At 38.5% G+C, this 20189-nt stretch carries 10 protein-coding genes; 1 reads left to right on the top strand and 9 read right to left on the bottom strand.

The window, feature by feature from the left end; all coding sequences use genetic code 11:
- The 7 genes from QX565_RS19000 to QX565_RS18970 form a co-directional block, all read right to left on the bottom strand.
- Window positions 1-1106 (bottom strand): S1 RNA-binding domain-containing protein (locus QX565_RS19000; protein ID WP_289293978.1); only part of this gene is annotated, 1106 nt, incomplete at its 3' end.
- 165 nt (window positions 1107-1271) lie between these two features.
- Window positions 1272-2252 (bottom strand): GIN domain-containing protein, encoded by a 981-nt coding sequence (locus tag QX565_RS18995; protein WP_289293977.1) that lies wholly within the window; start codon window positions 2250-2252, stop codon window positions 1272-1274.
- Between the two features lie 350 nt (window positions 2253-2602).
- The gene (locus tag QX565_RS18990) at window positions 2603-5152 is read right to left on the bottom strand and encodes a M6 family metalloprotease domain-containing protein (protein ID WP_289293975.1); all 2550 of its coding nucleotides are present in this window, start codon (window positions 5150-5152) and stop codon (window positions 2603-2605) included.
- Window positions 5153-5242: 90 nt separating this feature from the next.
- Window positions 5243-6145 carry a T9SS type A sorting domain-containing protein gene (locus tag QX565_RS18985; protein WP_289293973.1) on the bottom strand — a complete coding sequence of 301 codons (903 nt, stop codon included), beginning with the start codon at window positions 6143-6145 and terminating at the stop codon, window positions 5243-5245.
- Between the two features lie 38 nt (window positions 6146-6183).
- On the bottom strand, window positions 6184-7941 hold the full coding sequence (locus QX565_RS18980) for a RagB/SusD family nutrient uptake outer membrane protein (RefSeq protein ID WP_289293971.1): 1758 nt from the start codon (window positions 7939-7941) through the stop codon (window positions 6184-6186).
- Window positions 7942-7974: 33 nt separating this feature from the next.
- Window positions 7975-11058: a SusC/RagA family TonB-linked outer membrane protein gene (locus QX565_RS18975; RefSeq protein WP_289293969.1), complete on the bottom strand. Its 3084-nt coding sequence runs from the start codon at window positions 11056-11058 to the stop codon at window positions 7975-7977.
- Window positions 11059-11070: 12 nt separating this feature from the next.
- A complete protein-coding gene (locus QX565_RS18970; RefSeq protein ID WP_289293968.1) occupies window positions 11071-13641 on the bottom strand; it encodes a zinc-dependent metalloprotease in 2571 nt (856 codons plus the stop codon).
- Between the two features lie 137 nt (window positions 13642-13778).
- On the opposite strand from QX565_RS18970, the gene QX565_RS18965 reads away from it, so the two are divergent.
- Window positions 13779-15167, top strand: a complete 1389-nt coding sequence (locus QX565_RS18965; protein ID WP_221651350.1) for a leucine-rich repeat domain-containing protein — start codon at window positions 13779-13781, stop codon at window positions 15165-15167.
- Between the two features lie 64 nt (window positions 15168-15231).
- On the opposite strand, the gene QX565_RS18960 is transcribed toward QX565_RS18965, so the two are convergent.
- Window positions 15232-17418, bottom strand: coding sequence for a DUF5686 family protein (locus tag QX565_RS18960; RefSeq protein WP_502874526.1), 2187 nt, complete (start codon window positions 17416-17418; stop codon window positions 15232-15234).
- A gap of 105 nt (window positions 17419-17523) precedes the next feature.
- The gene (locus tag QX565_RS18955; RefSeq protein ID WP_289293965.1) at window positions 17524-19890 is read right to left on the bottom strand and encodes a DUF2339 domain-containing protein; all 2367 of its coding nucleotides are present in this window, start codon (window positions 19888-19890) and stop codon (window positions 17524-17526) included.
- Window positions 19891-20189 lie beyond the last annotated feature (299 nt).

The raw sequence follows: 20189 nt of genomic DNA, 5'->3' as shown, positions 1-20189 counted from the left end.
TTGATACCCAAAGACATCTTACGTTCTTCGCGGTCAAGTGTAAGAACAACAGCTTCTACTTCGTCGCCTACCTTCATGAAGTCCTGTGCAGAACGCAGGTGCTGGCTCCAAGACATTTCTGAAACGTGGATCAAACCTTCTACGCCGGCAGCGATTTCGATGAATGCACCGTAGTCAGCCATAACGACAACTTTACCGTTTACTTTGTCACCAACCTTCAACTCTGTATCAAGAGCATCCCATGGGTGCGGAGTAAGTTGTTTCAGACCAAGAGCGATACGTTTCTTTTCGTCATCGAAGTCAAGGATAACAACGTTGAGTTTCTGATCCAGCTCAACAACTTCTTTCGGATCGCTAACGCGTCCCCAAGAAAGGTCAGTGATGTGAATCAAACCGTCTACGCCACCAAGGTCGATGAATACACCGTAAGATGTGATATTTTTAACAGTTCCTTCGAGAACTTGTCCTTTTTCAAGTTTACCGATAATTTCTTTCTTCTGTTGTTCCAGTTCAGCTTCGATAAGAGCTTTGTGAGATACAACAACGTTTTTGAATTCCTGGTTGATTTTAACAACTTTGAATTCCATTGTTTTTCCAACGAATACATCATAGTCGCGGATCGGTTTAACGTCGATCTGAGAACCCGGCAAGAATGCTTCGATACCGAATACGTCTACGATCATACCACCCTTAGTGCGGCACTTGATGTAACCCTTGATAATTTCTTCGTTTTCCAGAGCAGCATTAACGCGATCCCAAGAACGGGTAGCACGAGCTTTTCTGTGAGACAGAACCAACTGTCCTTTTTTGTCTTCCTGATTTTCGATGTATACTTCTACAGTATCACCAATTTTCAAGTCAGGATTGTAACGGAATTCATTCAAAGGAATGATACCGTCTGATTTGTAACCGATGTTCACAACGACTTCACGCTTGTTCATTGCGATTACAGTTCCGTCAACAACCTCACGGTCGTTCACTTTGTTAAGCGTACTGTCATAAGCTTTTTCGAGTTCCTCTTGGCTGGCGCCAGCGAATGATTCGCCATTTTCATACGCATCCCAGTTGAAGTCTTCAACAGGAGCAATGTTCTTTAAGTTTTCCATTAATAATTAATTGTTTAGAGATACTTTAATTAAATAAGACATTATATTATTCTATAAATCGGGCGCAAAGATAAAACATTTTTCGTGACTAACCAAAGTTTGGTATAAAAAAAGCCGTCTCACGACGGCTAATATTCAGATATTTAAGTTATTCAGACATTCGTCTTACAATTTGCGCGGATTGCGTTTACCGTTCGATTGGATATTAACCGGACTGCCTTTATAGCCAATATCACCACTTCCGGATATATTGCATTTTAGTGTACCGGAAACATAACAGGAAATAGAACCGGAGCCATCTACACTTGCATCTACATCAACAGCTTTCAGGTCTTTCGCATTCAGATCGCCGGAATTGCGTAATGATAATACAGCCCGTTGTGCCGTACCTGCTACCTTCAAATCACCGGAGCCTTGCAATTCAGCCTTTACGGTCTCTCCCTGTATCCCCACAAAATCCAGATCACCGGAGCCGGACAGGTTGACTGTTACATCCCCAGCTACATTGGTACCTTTCACCTTCAGGTCTCCTGATCCATGAAGAATTGCCGTAGTAGACTTAGCCGTCAGGTTATATATATCCAGATCACCGGAGCCGGATAAATTCAAATCTACATTCCCTGCATTGATACTGCTTTTGACAGAAATGTCACCAGATCCTTGCAGAGTTGCCGAAAAAGCATTCGTACAAACGATTTCCCCGGCATTGATATCTCCGGAACCTTTCAGAGTAAGGGATAGACGATCTGATTTCACTTTATTATTTAAGACTACATCTCCTGATCCTTGCAATAACACATCTTTCAACATGGGGCTGGAAGCCATTATTTTTAATCTTCCCTCTTTACCAAACTCAATATTTGTACCTTTCTTGAAAGAGACAAACAGTGTGCCATCAGATACTGTACACTCTACCAGGTTGAGAATATTATCCGACCCGTAAATCTCTAAAGTTGATTTATTATCAGTAGACTGCGTATAAATAACTGTCGGACTTCCCTGAAGGTTTATCTTGTCGAAACTTCCGATTTTGATATTTTTTGTTTTATACGTTCCGTTTGCTTTTACACGGTTAATCTGGGAACAAGCTGTTGTTGTAGTCAGCAAGAATGAAAACAAAGTAATCATTCCAATAAATCCTCTCATATTCATATTTTTTTCATTTAAGTAGTTTGTAATATCTATAAGACGCAAACAGTATGCGAAAGGTTGCATGGCAGACCATGTTTTTATGATAAAAACTTTTCAGTGTGTCTCAAAGTGTATCCATAGGTTGAGAAAGTTTTCTCAACGCTTTGAGAAACTTGTTTCAATACGTTGAGAATATTTTCTCAACAGGTTGAGAGTATTTGTTTCAATAGGATGAGAAAATATTCTCAATATAAAGAAACAAAGTGTTTTCATATGAAAATAAAACATCTTCCACCATTTAAACAGCTGATAAGTAGCAACATTCAAACAATGGAAGATGAGAGAGAAACTTATTTAAGAGAGAGTTATTCTATCAACAATTTTAATATCGACGGACGACTACCACCTTCTGTCAGCACGTAAGCAATATACATTCCGGCAGCTAAATGTCGCACATCAGTATCATAAGATTTCCTTCCGGGAGCAATATTCAATACCGGTTTTCCATCAAGAGAATACATGATTAAATTCTTGATTGCATTCTCACTTTCCAGATGAAGCACGCCTTGCCGGTACGACATAGTTACCTCTGACAATGAAGCAGAAGGAGTACAGATACCTGTCCCTGTATATGAAACCGTTACCGATTCAGAGTCCGGCGTATCGCCAAAAGAGCCTTCAGCGCGAACCGTATATACGTTTTCTCCTGAAAGCGGAGCGGTATCTGTAAAAGTAGAAGTTGTGGCAGTGCCAATCTTCTCTCCGTTTCTATAAATCGCATAGCCGGTTATGATGGAATGCTCTACCTGCGGATAAACAGCAACGTCGTCTACATGCCACCAGTAAGACAGCCCCATCTGATTGGTATCATATGCATGAAAAGCAATTTTCATATCATCAGACATATAAGGAGATAAGTCAATATCAACCCGGGTATATTTATTCACAACGGAACAATCTGTTTTCAAATCCCATATTTTCTCCCAGGTTATACCCCCATCCGAACTCACTTCTACATAATAAAAATTAGCGGGATTATTCTTCTGAGGAGCTGTAGACTTAGAATAGAATGTCAGCGACTTACCTTTAGAGAAAGAAGGAGATATCAGATATTCATCCTGATGGATATCCTCCCAGGCATCCAACAGACGCATTGAATAATTTCCGGTATAGGGTTCTGCATATTTCTCAGACTTTTTCCATACCCATCCCCGGTCACCTTCATTCTTTATTGCCCACTTAGCCAGACTCTGCGAATCTTCAAAATCTTCCACCAGAGCCGGAGTACCTTCGTGTGGAGCTACCCATGACAAAACAATGGCATTTCCTTCCACTTTGGCGGTCAAAGCAGAGGGGGACTGTATGAGATTGGAACGCTGTGAAACATTTACTGAAGCGGTAATAGAAGCATCCTCCACTCCTTGTAAATGAAAGGCAGCAGTGCGCAGCTGTGCATTTTCATTCGCAGATTTAGCCTGCAAAATGAGAGTCGACTTACCCGCTTCACCCTGAAGAGGGGTAACAGTCAGCCAATCGGGTATATCTACAGCCTTCCAGGCAACATCTGCCTCAACGTTCACTTCAACAGTACTCTCAGCAGCACCACCCAAAGTTACATCCGGTTTCGGGATATAAATCTGAGGCATCAGCTCCAGCAAATCAAAAGAGATCGTCTCGCCACAGGAAGATATATTCGCCAACGCGAATTTAGCCTCTTTCCCATCACTATAGAAAGGCTTAAAATCAGCAGTTCCCCCCAAAGAAGTGCGTCCGCTTTCAGCACTGAAAGCTGCTTTGTTTATGTCACCATCAAGTTTGGTTGTTCCTCCCGGACGGAAAAGGTATTGTTCGTCCAGACGAGTGGTTCCATTATAGTTCAGATTTCCACCTGTCACATTAGGGTTAATACGATAAACCAGCAAACCGGAGGAAGGCAGACCAATATCAAAAGTCCCGGCTTTTTTCCGATACTCTACAATAAAATATTCATCGGAACCGGTAGGCTTTATTTTATAGGCAATATTCTCTTTACTACTGCCTCCCACAGGATTCAACGTATATGTACCCGGAGTGGATATTTCGGGAATTTCGTCAATCCATTTGCAGTAACGGTATTTGGTATATGTACTCATCTGCTGGGGAGTCTTCAGGTTGTCGGACATCAGATCCCACACCCCTACCGGATTCAGGTCGTCATTCACATGATAAAGGTCATAGGTACCTAATGTGTGAGACATTTCATGACAAAGCACACCTGTATTCAAAGGTACAGGACTCAAAGAACTCCACCCGTTGGCATCATTAAATACCATCAGATAACCTACTATCTTTTTGCCTTTTACATAAATAGCCTTCTCGTCGGGCAATGCCAAGTCCGAACGGTGTGGCCAAAGTAAATGCCTGGCACCCAATTCGGAATTCCCACTTACGATAATACAGATATTATCAAGCAATCCATCATTATTAGCATCGATTACTATATCATCAGGTAGATTCTCAGAGAGATAAGCAGCCAGTTCTTTTATCAGAGCCTGTTCGCGTGCAGCTTTCTCGGTTTCATTGCTATATCCTTGTTCATTGATACTACCTTTCTCTCGATAATATCCACGTTCATTTTTTGCTCTATAAGAAAGAATTTGCGCACCATTCGCTTTCGGGAAGAAAGCACTTTTCCAGAAAAGCTGGTCGTAGGAGGCTTCACGAAAATAGTTATATACCGAATTTACTCCTGCAGCATCAGCATTAAACATCGCTTCATAGTAACTGATGGGCTTGTCAAATTGCTCATTGTTCTCTTCATCGGCAAAACTCAGAAAACAAACCAGATTGCTCAACTCACCCTTATTCTTTTCGGCAGCCGACAATAGGATCGGAAAGAATAAAACAACGAACCAAAGAATAATATATCTCTTCATCGTTTTACATTATTATAGTAAATAAAAGAGGGAAGCAGTCGCTATCTCATCAAAAGGATGAAAATAAGCAAACGCTTCCCCATAGAATTATCAGCGGATGACGATCTTCTTAGTACGTTCGGTAGTACCCATTTTTGCCTTTACTACATAGATACCTTTTTCCAAAGGAGACAGATTCATCTCGTTTGTGGTAGCGGATGCAGCCAATGTGCCGGCAGTAGTGTAAATCTGTATATCGGCAACCTCACCTAAAGACAACACAGTACCATCAAATGCTATTTCAGCATTAGCAGATTGGTTGTAGATACCGGTCGGTTTGGTAGAAGTAAGTACTTTCATACCATGGATGTAAAGAGGGGCTTTCGTTAATGATTCGAATCGTGCATACATAGGAGCATCTGATTTTAACTTAAAATGAGGTTCATCCCCATTATCTAAAGTCTCAATCTGAGTCCACTCTTTCTGACCACCACCACTCATTAATGGCTTAAATATGGTTGTAAAAGCAGCCGAAACAATCGAATAGTCTTTAAAGCTTTTGCTTTGATCTGTAGTTCCTAGCATACGAACATAAGTTGTCACTCCACTTGATACAAATAAGTTAAAAGAGACACATGACGGCATACGTACAACAAATCCACCACCATTTGCAGTCATACCCGCACTGGAGCTCGCCGTAACAATAGCACCCGTCTTTGCTTTTTCTCCTCCAATTTCTTTATCTGTACCAGCTCCTTTTACTTCTGAATCAGCAGTAGTATCCTCATAATCTCCAAAGTCCGCACAGATTAACTGGATAATCTTCCCATCCGGATCTATCTTTCCATCCTCATTATTTGCCTGACCGATGTACTTATCTATCTTCTCTTGTGTGTCAAACCAAATCCAACCATTTGCATCAACATCAGCAGGATCAAACAAATTATACTCTTGCGCATTTGCAAATAATATTGCTCCAAAAGCCATTAATAATGTCGTAATTTTCCTTCTCATACAATTTTCTTTTTAGTTAATAATGTTATTGATTTGTATTAAACTTCATACCACTCAGGATTTTGCTCAATGCCATGATAACGTACTTCGTCCCATGGTATCGGCAAGTAATACTGCATCTGACGGAACTCACGTACACGCTTAGGATATTTGTTCATATTTGAAATCTGATAAACAGGGTCTTTTCCTTCTTCTTTTACTATCTTCATAGCCTTTAGCGGATTGGTAGCACCACTCATCTTTTCGACAGCAACTCCCCAACGAAGCAAATCCCAATAAGTCGTTTCTTCAAAAGCCATTTCTACACGACGTTCATTCACCAGTTGATCCCAGGTAAGACTCGGCAATTCATCCATATGAACACGACGGCGAATCTGATTTACTTTATCTAATGCATCATCCACCCGATTCTGTAAAAAATCTATTTCGGCATAATCCAATAACACTTCTGCATAACGCCAGATGATGTAGTTCTGCTTACTCGCATAAGACTCATCATTATCGATCTTCTGAGTTTCATCTACAAACTTTCCTAAATAATAACCGGTTTTTGTTACAGCAGCCGTTTCAGAAGTTCCATACGGTGTCAAATCTTCACCCGCCACTTCCTTGCCATTTACCTTATTATAATGAATCTCCATCACGCGTCCCCGGAAACTACAACCATCATACAACACATTTGCATAAAAACGATAATCCCGATTATCATACGGATGTTTGGCATCATACGCTTTGCCATCACGCATACCATATTCATCTACATGGTTCTGGGTAGGCGAATAAGCAGCCACCGTTCCTCCATAATAAGGTGAAACCGATTCCCGGTCGAGCTTATGTCCGAATCCATTCGAGAAATCACCATCGTTAGAGTGCTGTACTTCCCAAATTGATTCCTGACTATTCTTTGTTAAAAAGATCTGTCGATACTGCTCCTTTATCTGATCTTGTGTTGATCCGGTGATCTGTATCAACGAATAAGGCAACTTCATCAGTTCATCATACGCCTTGGCTGCCGCTGTCAACATAGCATCCGAACGATCATCCGGAAATCCGAGGTATGACTTCTCCTGATTCTGATATATTTTGCTGGCTGCCCAAAAATAAGTTTTAGCCTTTAACATCAAAGCAGCTCCTCTGGTAGCACGTCCGATATCCCTGGGACTCAACTCTTCAGACAATAAAGAAGCTGCCAAATCAGCCTCTTCGGCAATAAAGTTTACCATCTCTTCGTAAGAGGCACGAGGAAACTTTGTACCATCATGCAACGGATCATAATTGTTTTTCAACAACAAAACGCCTCCAAACTGCCGAAGTAACATGTAATAGTAATAAGCACGAAAGAAATGAGCTTCACCCAACACACGTTTTTTATGATCACCATTGCGAATCTTATCCTGATTCTCAAATAAAAGATTAATAGACTGAATACGGGTATAATAATTAGTCCAGTTTATAAGTCCTCTACGTGTTACTTCGGCCGGAATACTTTTCAGGATATCCCCATACGCTGTATTATACCAATCTGATTTACTAACCGTTATCTGATCACCATACCAAGGCAGATAATCACGGGATGCTCCTTTCAAAAGGGTAGTAGCCGGCATATAGACAGAAAAGCCATTACTCATATTACGATACCATGGTAACACATATTCATCAAGTAACAACTGACTTCCCCAGATAGATTCCTGAGACAACTTATCATTAGGAATATCACGAAATATACCGTCACATCCGGAAAAACTGAACATCCCTCCCAAGAATAAAAAAGATATTATATATTTTCTCAACTGCATACTCTTTCTGTTTTTATTTTTGAAATATTCTATTTAAAAACCTAAACTCAATGTCATACCATAAGAACGCTGTATCGGATATCCACGTAAAGATTCCGGATCCATGTCTTTTAATGTTGACCACGTAAACAGGTTACTTCCCTGAAGAGAGATACTGGCTGAAGAAAGTTTCATTTTCTTCAATGTTTCTCCCGAAAAAGAATATCCTAACGACAGAGATTTCAAACGAATAAAATCACAGTCTTTCACCCAAAAAGTTGATTCCTGACGATTATTATCGTTTTTATTAGCAATCTTGACTCGAGGATAAGTTGCATTCGGATTATCTTTAGACCAAGTATCAGTGAGGTGATATTGCTGAAAACGCTGTAAACTACCAGTTTCCAAAGTATACAATTCTGTGATTTTTTGCTGATACCCAGATACTCCCTGGAACATAGCGTTCACAAAAAAACCTTTATATTTAATACCTAAACGTAAACTCATTGTCATCTCCGGATTAGAAGAGTTCTTTACCGCAATCCTGTCCAGATCCGAAAGTAAACCATCATCATTCTGATCTTTGTATTTAATATCACCGGGTGCAAGTGTCGCATTCCCCTGCCCATCCTGATCTAAATTATGATTATCAATTTCTTCTTGTGATTGAAAGAGTCCATCGGCTTCATACATCCACCAAACCATACTACTTTTACCTACACGGCGACGACTAGGGTCTATAGAAGACTCGTCTCCATAATCCAATACCCTGTCTCGCGTTTGCGCCAGCGTAAGAGTTAAATCATATTTCACCTTTTGAATAGAATTACGGTGAGACAACGTCAAATCCCATCCCCATGCCTTTATCTCACCGAAATTCATATTGGGCGGATTACTATCAACTCCTGTTGAGGGCGGATATAAATAAGAAGGAGCAATAGTGATCATATTGGTACTATAGCGCCAATAGTATTCAAAAGACAATCCGAAACGATTTCCCCAGAAACCAAGATCAGTAGCTAAGTTATAAGTACGTGACTGCCCCCATTTCAATTCAGGATTTGGGAAATTACTGGTATCCATAACAATACCCGGTTTCAAGGCACCTCCAATATTATATCCCTGACGTGCTACGTACATATATTTCATAAGATAAGAATAATCATCTATAGCACCATCATCTCCCAATATACCGACTGATCCTCTAAATTTTACGTTTGAAAGTATGGGTTGATCCCAATTTTTAAAAAAACTTTCATTGGAAAGTACCCAGGAAGCAGAAGCGGTAGGGAAAAATCCCCATCGATTGTCCGGATGGAATTTAGTAGAGCCGTCCACACGAAAACTTCCCTCAATAAAATAACGGTTACTGTAACCATAAGTAGCGCGCCCTATTAACGAAGCTCGCTGGGTATAAATTTCAGTCCCTGCCAAATCAGAAGAAAGGGAAGTCCCTATTATTTCCGGATAAATACCTGCCATTTCTTTATTTTTCCCTTTAAGATATCGATTCTTATAATCCTGATAATTAACGACTAACATTCCAGATACATCATGTTTTCCTACAAAAGTACGGTTATAATTAACCCCAAACTCTAACAGCTTATTATCAACAAAGCGGTCTATCTCCTCTAATGTTATCTTGGCTTCGGGATAGGTAGTCTTATAATCTTCTTCTATATTACCGGTTTCTTTTTTGTAGGTGTAAAGAGTTACTGGAGTATTAAATGTTTTTTGAACAGAATTATTATTGTCAAAAGTAGCACGAATATAGGCAGAAAGTCCTTTTACCCAAGGCATATCATAATTTAAAGTAGCCGTTATGGTGTTCATATTCATCTTATTCCGAATATATCCGCCCAAACCTTCAACAGCAATTAAAGGATTACTACTTTCAACACTGGCAAGGTCTCCATTCGTAAATCGCAAAACCTGTAACGGAGAAAAATTATAAGCAGCATCAATGGTAGAGTAGCTTGTATTCTTATTTTCCGAACGAGTTCCGGTCATATCCAATGATAAAACAAGCCCCTTTAACAAAGTTGCATCTAGCTTCATCGAATAGTTGAAACGGTCACGCCCTACCCCACTATACAATCCTTTTGTATTGGTATATCCACCGGACATGTAATACTTCACAAAACTATTTCCACCAGTAACAGATACACTATGAATAGTAGAATAACCAAATTTATCAAGATAATCTATCAGATTTTCATCACCATATATATTGGGATTAGAATGTGTACGGATCATTTCCAATTCTTCATCTGTATAAAGTCGTTTTTGGGCAGAAGGTGTATTCTCTACTGCACGATTATACAATTTGGCATATTCATACGCATTCAAAAATTCCGGCAAACGAGTTGCCTGCTGCAAATTAAACTGCCCTCTGTAATTCACAGATATTTTCTGATTACCGGCAGCACGTTTTGTCTGAACCAGAATAACTCCATTGGCAGCACGGGCTCCATAAACTGCAGCGGCAGCACCATCCTTCAGTACAGAAATACTCTCAATATCATCCGGATTCAAATCAGAAAGACGCATTTCGCCTTCAGAAGAATTTGTTCCGAAACGAGGGACACCGTCAATAACCAGCAGAGGTGCACCATTTATTCCACGAATGTGTATATTCGATTCTTTTGCAGTACTTGGATCACCACTGGTAGCCATTACCTGCAGACCGGCTACCTGTCCGCTCAAAGCCTCATCTATATTAATAGTAGGCATCTGCAATAATTCATCACTACGCACTACTTCTACCGAACTGGTCAAAGAAGATTTCTTCTGTGTTCCATATCCTATGACTACAATTTCATCCAGTTGCTGTGCATCATCCTTCAGCACTATTTTTAAATTGTTCTCTCCCGGTTTCAATCGAATCTCCTGAGATTGATAACCAATAAACGAAACAATCAGAATCGTTTCTTTACCGGGGACTAACAAAGTGAAATTGCCATCCAGGTCAGTGATCGTTCCGCTATCGGCTCCTTTTATTTTAATATTTGCACCAACAATCGTTTCACCGGATGTATCAAAAACCTTTCCGTTCAATGAATAGCTTTTTGCATTTTGCCCCCAAACACTATAAGAAAGGCAACACAAAAAAATAAATAGATAGAAGATTCTATTCATATAATTTATTTATTAGTTATTTTTCAAGGTACGTTCAATCAGTAATAACTGATAATCATAAAAATCACGAGTATCTCCGGTAGAGGCAGCTCTACGGCTTTTGTATAACTGGGCAATCTTATTTAGTCGTCCGGTCATCACTGCTGCCAGTTGCTCTTTGGATAGTGTGGGCAGACCAAAGTTGATTCGTGTGAATGAACTGTCATGACCATGTACGTGACTACATGGTAAAGCTGGTTCGCAAGTTTGCCGTAACATTTCTTCATAGTCAGCTAAGGCAGTAGATGCCTTTTTTTCAGTGGCCTTACCCAAACCGGTATAGTTAATCATCAAAGCAACAGCAGCCGACTGAATATTCATATCCGCCTGTGATAGCTTTACCCCCTGATAAGTAGGCTTGAACATTTCAGAGAAAGCATCATCCAGATAAGCATTTAAAGTATAATTAATTTTAGGATTCATTTGCCCTCCCTCGTTGATGCGATATAACGCAGCCGAGTTTAGTAAAGCTCCCACAACGGAAGACTGCAGTTTGTCATTCACGTTCATGTTTACATCCAGCTTTACAATCAATTCTTTGGGAGTCAGCCAATCATTATAGGTACGTGCCTGATTTAAGAGCCACAACATCGCTTTCTTCTGCATAGCCTTATCGATATAATTTTTGGCCGATGCATCTTCACCCTGCCGAACTTCCTGAAAACGGATACCACCAATATAAGGCATCACATGACGTAAATGCCGTGTATACTGCCGTACAACTTCAATATACATATTTTCAACATCGTCATAACGCGCTCCCTCATCAAAAGTCCATGTTTCCAGATTCTTCATTATAATCTTCAGGTTATGGATAGCCATATCTCCGGCTTTCAAATGATCATTTCCCAAATCCTCAGACTGATCGGTCGGGTCAACCACTCCAAATACCTGCTGTGCTCCGAACTCATACATGGGATCGGCTTTCTTTTCTTCAATCCAGGCATCCAATGTCTTTTTCTCTTTCTCCGGTGTATCGGCCCCCTGAATCAACCGATATCCCCAATTGATGGCATGAATATCATATACTCCCAAAATTGGTGGAGTCAATTTTACTCCCTTCTCCAAATCTCCGGGTTGGGCTATGTAATTGTTTCTGGCGTAGTCCATAATACTTGGAGTAGTTCCGTATTTCTGTGTAAACTCCGGACTACGTAACGAATCTACAGGAAAAGAATAACTGGCTCCCATATTGTGCATCAATCCAAGCGTATGCCCTATCTCATGTGCAGCAGCATAACGTATGGCTTCCTGCATCACTTCATCATCAAACACAGCTTTACGTACACGACTATCAACTGCGGCCGTTTGCACAAAACGCCAGTTGTGCAATAAAGAAATCACATTATGGTACCAGATTACATCTGCTGTAAGTATCTCTCCCGTACGCGGATCAATATAACTGGGTCCCATCGCATTAGCAATAGAAGTCGCTGCATATTTCACACAACTGTAGCGCATATCATCCGGATCAAAATTCGGATCATTGCTGGGATAATCCAATGCCTTCACTACATTTTTAAAACCAGCCGTTTGAAATGCCATATTCCAGTCTTCAATACCTTGTTTCACCACTGTACGCCATTTTTCCGGAAAAGCAGTGTCTACATAGAATACAATAGGTTTCATAGGTTCTACCAGTTCTCCCTTAAAGTATTTCTCCAAATCTTCTTTTTTGGGTTCCAATCTCCAACGATGAATAAAGGTCTGAGGCACAATTTTATCTTTAGAAGAGGTGTATAGACTCTTATCCGAACTAAAATACCCTACCCTATTATCCTGCAGACGCATAGACATCAATGTGTCAGGCAAAACGAATAACGAGCGATGCACTGTAACCGAATAAGGCTGATTCAAAGGAGTAGTAGTAAATGACAGCAAACTCTTTATTTCAATATTATTCGGGAAAGTTTTTACACTCAAAATATTGGAAGCATCTGATGCAAAAGTTCCCTTCAGGGAGTTTCCACCACCAAATAGTTTTGCTAAAGGACTCTCCTGTTTAATCGGACTGATACATTTCTCATTCCCCCCGAAGAAGGAAGTAACATCTATGACAACATTATCCATGTTGCGGGCAACAATCTTAAATCCTTTTAATACCGGATCAGCAAAATTTTTATCAAAAGCAGGCAGAATCGGATCATTCCGGTCTACAATATTACTGCTTTGTACTAAATGCATATAGACCTTCTGATCATCCTTACTAAAACGGATCATCAATGGAGTAGTCGCCATTTGCCCGGCTACATAATCTTGCGTATTACTGGTCTCAGCAATACGATTCGCCAATAAGTAAGTATGTGAAAAAGCCGAATCAGGTATTTCAAAATACAAATTATTCTCTTTTTTACTCAAAAAAGTAGTAAATAACCCCTTTCTGGATACAGCATCCTTAGTTACTTTTTTATAATCTGCATTAACAGAATCCTTCTTTACTTCGATTGGATTAATGACTTTTTTCTTATTCTTTTTTACTACTGTAGCACAAGAAATCCCGCTAACAAAAAGAAGTAAAAACGACAGTCCTATTATCTTTTTCATACAATATATATATTATTTTCTCTAATTTTCAAAAACCATAGTAATTTCATACACTATTTTCTAACAAAAACAATACTTTTTTCGGTAATTTGGTTTCTTTTTCATAGTTTTGCAAAACTAATCAAATAATAATTATTATGAGAAGAAAATTACTATTTTTATTATTCTTTTGCATCGCAACAATTGCGAAAGCAGAAAATGAACCGGTAATCACGCTCAATGTAGAGGTAAACGAAGCAGAGATCACACTTGGCTTTGAAGTCAGTACTCCAAATACTAAACTTTCTATTGATTGGGGAGATGGAGTATTGGTAGAAACAGAGATAATACAAACTCCTGATCCATACCTCAATGCAACAGATGTAGTCGTAACTCCTAAAGGAGAAGGATTAATCAAAATCTATGGCGAGAACATTGTATATTTTAGTTGTGCACCAAATGCAAAGGAAGCAAAAGTGACCGCTTTGGATGTTACAAAAGCAGTACATCTAACAGAGTTGTATGCAAACACTAATAAATTAACAAGTCTTGATGTAAGTAAAAACACAAAACTACAAATATTATATTGTGGTGGTAATCCGATAACAACACTTGATTTGACTAATAACATATCATTGATTTATTTAAACGCCAATGATATGGGAATCAACAAATTGGATGTTTCTAAATGTCCAGAGTTAGACTATCTTTCTTTTAATAATAACAAATTAGAAGCATTGGATATATCTAAAAATACAAAACTAAAAAAATTATACTGTCTAAACAATCAAATAAAAAGCATTGATTTCTCTAAAAACACTATTTTAGATTTTGTAAATGTGAACAACAATCAACTTACCAGTATAGATGTCACTGCATGCCCAGCATTAACCACTTTATTTTGTATGGGTAACCAAATCAAAGAAATCAAAGTTGGAAACATCGAAAAAACATTAAACTGCAGCAAAAACAAACTAACTCTCAATACGTTGCCCAAAAGAAGTGATTCTGGCTACACCTATGCTCCTCAAGAAGCATTAACCATTGCAGAAAGTATCTCCACAAACCAAGAATTGGACTTGTCTGCACAGGATAATATCAAAGGGGTTACTGAAACAACTCAAAAAACTACTTACACTTGGAAAACAGCCGATGGCACAACAACTTTGGTAGCAGGTACGGATTATACTGAAAATAACGGAAAATTCACATTCCTCACTTCACAAAACCAACCCGTATATTGTGAGATGACAAGTGATGCATTCCCGAAATTTACAGGAGCCAATGTATTCAAAACTACGCCTATCAGCATCCAAAAGCCCACAGGTGTCCAGGATAACATTTCGGACAATATCATCATTGTGCCAAACAAGGGCGGAGTGACTATTGAAGGTCTGAAAATAACTGATAGTATCTTAATTTATACGATCAATGGTAAAAAAGTAATTGATACAAAAGCAAGCAACAATACAATGACGTTCAATCTTGCTGAAGATAATTACATTGTACGCATCAATAATAAAGTTTATAAAACAATCGTTTTATAAGCATTGTCACTTTATGACATATAAATCTCCTCTTAGCGACTTTTCTAAGAGGAGATTTTTTATATTATCTGTTGAATAGCTCAAACGTAAACTTACATCCAACTTCGGTATATTTCCAGTTTTCACTACTAACAAATACCCCCACATCAAAAATGTGTGTACCAATACCGTAACCTATTTCAAGATAAGGATTAAGATGCGGAACAAATAATGTATTCACATACAAACGTTCATTCTGAACATAACGGGTATATTTCATCAAATGACGCAAAAACAGAAAAGGAGCTTCATAAGTAAAATGAGCACGGACATACTTCCGGGAAGAGTTATACCAACGACCATCCAATAATTGAAAGACTCCACCAATATCATCATTCCACCCTATAGGCAGGTTACTTCGCGCTAAATTGGCAAAATCTACAAAATAAAGTTGTTCCTGATTGGTGAATGCTCCAAATCCAAAACGATAATAAATATTGCGCATCAAACCCAGCTGGACATGATGCTGAAGATCAAACTCAACTCGTTCATACTGTCCTGTACTGTTAAATATGCCCTTTATACCACGTTCATAATCCACAGAAAATGTAGGATAAGCAGAGCGCAGATTTATCTTCCGTTTCCCATTCATATAGTAATAAAGACAAGGAGTCCACTCTACCCGGACGCGGGGTGCAAAACTGATATAAGTATCCTTGAATTTATCCAAGAAATCGGATGCAAGAGGTAACGATGAATTTAGCACAACGAACCTTGATTTTTCAACTGCTGTTCTTCTATGGGCAGAAAAGCCAACACTCAGCTCCAAGCCATTAGCCACTTCAATACTATGACGAAAATTGAAATATAAGTCTTTAAAATAATCCAGATGTATCTGATCGAAATCAAAAGTACTGTCGGGCATCGCCTTCAACTCATCAAGTACGTCACTACTATAAATTCGGTTACCATTACCAAAGTTCACATGAATAGCTCCACGCTTCTGCGGCCAATAATCAAAATCGGCATTGGCCGACCAATAAAACTCTTTACGAGTAAAGTTATACCCAATCCGAGGGACAATACGCAACAATTTATCACCGGAAAACAACCTGTTATATTTAAAATCCTGCCTCCATGAAAAGCCATTACTTCCACTGTAGCTCAACAACAACGGATTAATGATCGGAGAACACTTGACACTGCCGATACGGGATAAATCTACATTAAGATCAGACAATAAAAAGTCACCTATTTCTCCCCAAAATACACGACGTTTAGAAGGAGGTTTCAGCGCAGTAGTATCTTTTCTGAATGCATAATCTTCGTATAATTTCTTCTCGTCGTCCATAAGCTCTATCGGACGTAAGGATGCGAAATAAGCACTATCCAAATGCAAGGAATTCGTATCGCATCTCAATGTATACGATTCTGTAAGATTGAACTTCTTCTTTTCTTTACGGTATTTACTCTTCTCTTTTAGTTCAATAGAGCTATAGTCTAACGAAGCCAGGTAACTACCGTCTACCACATTACCAACAAAATTGAATCTCACCTTAAATTCATAACGAACCGGCAAAAATTCATTATCATCACCTACCTCCCCCATCTTAATAAGATTCTCAAAAGTCAACAGCTCGGACCGACCGGAAAAACGGATTTCGCGTACACTCCATACATCTGAACTGACAATCATATATCCGCCAACAAGCTGATCACTTTTAGTCTTGGGAATAAAACGTATTTTATAGTGCAGGTTATCCTGCCCTCCCATAATAGTATCTATCTGATAGCGATAATATTTCTTTCCATTTTTGGCAAGTGGTGAAAGCAAACGGTCATAAAGCAATGTAGCAGAGTAAACATTCACATGAAAATATTCGAGCATCGTTGCCTGAAAGCCGCCACTAAAAACCGTGCCATATCCTGCTTTAACTTTCTGATCATAAATATCAGGAGCAGTGAAATGCAAGTCGCTATATGACTCCATTAAATATTCACGTACGCCCTTTTGCATACGGAACATCTTTGGAAGATAACGAAACATAAAGTTCTTCTTCCGGATATTCAGTTTACCTTTAATATATAAGTCGGCCCGATAATCGTTGACAATCTTCTCATAAAAAGGAGCAAAAGTCATCACATTATACAAGATAGAATCCACAGAGATAGCTTCACGCGTATATGGATTCAAAACAGAATTAGCTCTTCCTTTGGGTGCTAAAAGGAATAAAATAAAAAATAAAAGCCATATTAACTTATAATGTCTCAAACAGAATCCTTTCCATTAGTATGGAACAAATATAAAAAAAAACAATGAAAAGGAGAGATTTGAGAACAGATTAACATAGATTTAAAAAAGAGTGTTAGTAATATATTAGTTAATCTGCTCATTATCATCTTTAAACAAAACACCTTTCAACTTTTGATAAAGGAAAGACAGTACCAACAAGATAACACCAAGCATGATGAATACCACAATCTTTCCCACTGTAGGCATTGCCCATAAATCGACAAGCACTAACTTCACCAATACAATACCTAATGTAAAAAGACTAATGATACGCAACACCTTTTGATGCAGACGCATACCCAATGACATCTGAACGAACCCTGCAATGCCCAAGGCAATAGATAAACCTGCATTAAATTCGTCCGGTAAACCCAAGTGAGAGAGGAAAAGCCGAACAATAGCCAGCCAGAATAAAGTTGATAACACACTAAAATAAACCGTAAAGCGGACTGTAATACTATGATGAATAGTATACAACCAACACACATAACAAAGATTGACAATTATAACAACCGTAGTTATCCAGGAAAGTAAAACAGGCAACACACCTATTGAATTACCATGATCTTCCCACGTATGAATCATATACAGGATTACACTTATCCCTATTCCTATCACATAAAGCAAACCATACTCTTTAACCGGAAAGCGCTTTCTAAAACCATAGCACAAAGCCAATATACAGAAAGAAGTAAATAAATGCATCACCCTATAAGATAGTACCGGAGCCAAGTGCTGATAAAACTCTATCATAAAAGTATAGTACAGTATGGCAACAGAAACAACCAGCATTATTGCATTCCAGGGAGTATAATTCAAATAACGGGCTTTCTCAAAAGAATCGCGATAACGCCCTATCAAGAAAGCATATACCCCTACTGCCAATCCGGTAAACAGACTGGTAGCAAACATACTATTCATAAAAATGATACTTGTCACAAAGGAATGATCTGTAACCTGATGCTCAACATCCATCATATAAGAAATCAAAGTCAATCCGATCAACACCAGAGAAGCAGATTCGTATACCCGGATTCGGGATTTGATATAGAGCCATAATAAAAGAACCATTTCGGAAGCCCAAAACAAAGTTATATAATTTCCGTCCAACTGAACTGGAATTGTAATAGAAACAAAAGTCAATACCAATCCCAGCATTGTATAAATAAGAAGTTTATAATCCCGCTTACTTTTTCTTAACCAGATAACTAAAACCAAGTTTACGAAAGCAATAAATAAGGTGAAAAGCCCTGTAGCTTTAAAAGGCAGATTCATGGAATTCAGGAATAACACTCCAAAGAAAAGAAAAATAAAATTATTTGTTACAATAATTGGAAGTAAACATTTATTAGGTTTCTTTCCTTCAGCCTTAAGTATGGTCAACACCGGTAACAAAAAAATAAAATAAAACAAAGTGGCAAAAACAAACAGATGTTGTGCAATTACAACCGAATCAATCTTCGGTACGTTATAGAATACACAACTGTTTAGTACGTAAATCAGGAAAATAAGATAAGTAGCTACAAATGAAATAACAGGAAGCTCTGCCCACTTTTTATACAATGATAATCCGAACATTCCCAAATTGAGGACGGACAGATAAGTAAACAGAACAATATAACTTCCCTCTCCGCTACTCACCAGAAAAGGAGCAATAAAACCACCGACAAGCGAAATAACAGCCAATTCGCGACGATCATATAAAATGGCCAATATAGACATCATCAGTGTGACAAAAACAAGAATAATAAACGCTACCGTTTGTGAAAACAAATTATAGTAATGAAAGGCAATGGCAACCGTCAGATAGAACACAGCAAAAGCGCCACCCGCCAACAAAGAACTGAATGTACGATACTTTTCACACAAGCGTTCTGCAACAAACAACAAAACAGCACCGGCTACAAATCCCAGTATAGTACGCATCGTCTCATTTATCCAATCTTTATCAATAGCATATTTTACAAACAGACCAACCCCTACCACTAAAACAAGAATACCAATCTTTCCAAAAAGATTCTCGCCAATGAACTTTTCATAATTAATCTTCGCCTTCTCCCTTTTAATAAATACAGGAGCCGGTTTCTCTGTTTCTTTTTCCGGTTTCTCTGTTTCAGCAAACTGCACATCAACAACAGAAGCCTCTTCTGAAATCCAGGAAACAGGTTCAGGATTGTTTTCAGTTCCGTTTTCGGGTAAGTGCACTTCAGAAGCAGACTGTATTTTATCTTTTACCGGAGTTGATAATGATAATTCTTCCTCTGTATTTTCCATGAGCACAGGAGGAACTTTAGTTTCACTAACAGAAGAGGTCTCTTTTTTCTTCTCTAACAAAAGGTCCAACCTCCTTTTCACTGCATTAATCTCGGAGTTTAATTTTGCAAACCTATCGCTTTGCATGTACAATATCACAACGAGTAAAACAATTATAGCAAATAAACTCAATTCCATAATCGGTTTTATTTTGATTGACATCAGGTTATAGAAGCAAAGATAAAGATAAATATGAGAAAAACAACCATTTACGAATGAATAACGTTTACTAAAAGAAAAAGAGAAGATTTTTATCATTCATTACTTTTGTAACATCTTATAAACTTCCAATTCATTTCTCGTAGAGTCTTGAGTCGATTCTCGTAGAGAAATAAGGTATTCCTCGTATACTCTATTAAAACCAAATGTTTCCGCAGAATATTGCTTTAATAAATGTTAACTACGAAAGATATGTCCTTTCTTCACTATGTTTTCTT

The sequence above is a fragment of the Bacteroides sp. 41_26 genome, assembly GCF_949740115.1.
Taxonomy (GTDB): domain Bacteria; phylum Bacteroidota; class Bacteroidia; order Bacteroidales; family Bacteroidaceae; genus Bacteroides; species Bacteroides nordii.
Note: the sequence above shows the minus strand (reverse complement) of the source record. Positions and strands in the feature narration are given on the sequence as shown.

Excerpts from the sequence above, each read along its gene's own strand:
- QX565_RS18995 (WP_289293977.1), bottom strand. The coding sequence starts at position 2,252 with ATGAGAGGATTTATTGGAATGATTACTTTGTTTTCATTCTTGCTGACT.
- QX565_RS18990 (WP_289293975.1), bottom strand. The coding sequence starts at position 5,152 with ATGAAGAGATATATTATTCTTTGGTTCGTTGTTTTATTCTTTCCGATC.
- QX565_RS18985 (WP_289293973.1), bottom strand. The coding sequence starts at position 6,145 with ATGAGAAGGAAAATTACGACATTATTAATGGCTTTTGGAGCAATATTA.
- QX565_RS18980 (WP_289293971.1), bottom strand. The coding sequence starts at position 7,941 with ATGCAGTTGAGAAAATATATAATATCTTTTTTATTCTTGGGAGGGATG.
- QX565_RS18975 (WP_289293969.1), bottom strand. The coding sequence starts at position 11,058 with ATGAATAGAATCTTCTATCTATTTATTTTTTTGTGTTGCCTTTCTTAT.
- QX565_RS18970 (WP_289293968.1), bottom strand. The coding sequence starts at position 13,641 with ATGAAAAAGATAATAGGACTGTCGTTTTTACTTCTTTTTGTTAGCGGG.
- QX565_RS18965 (WP_221651350.1), top strand. The coding sequence starts at position 13,779 with ATGAGAAGAAAATTACTATTTTTATTATTCTTTTGCATCGCAACAATT.
- QX565_RS18955 (WP_289293965.1), bottom strand. The coding sequence starts at position 19,890 with ATGGAATTGAGTTTATTTGCTATAATTGTTTTACTCGTTGTGATATTG.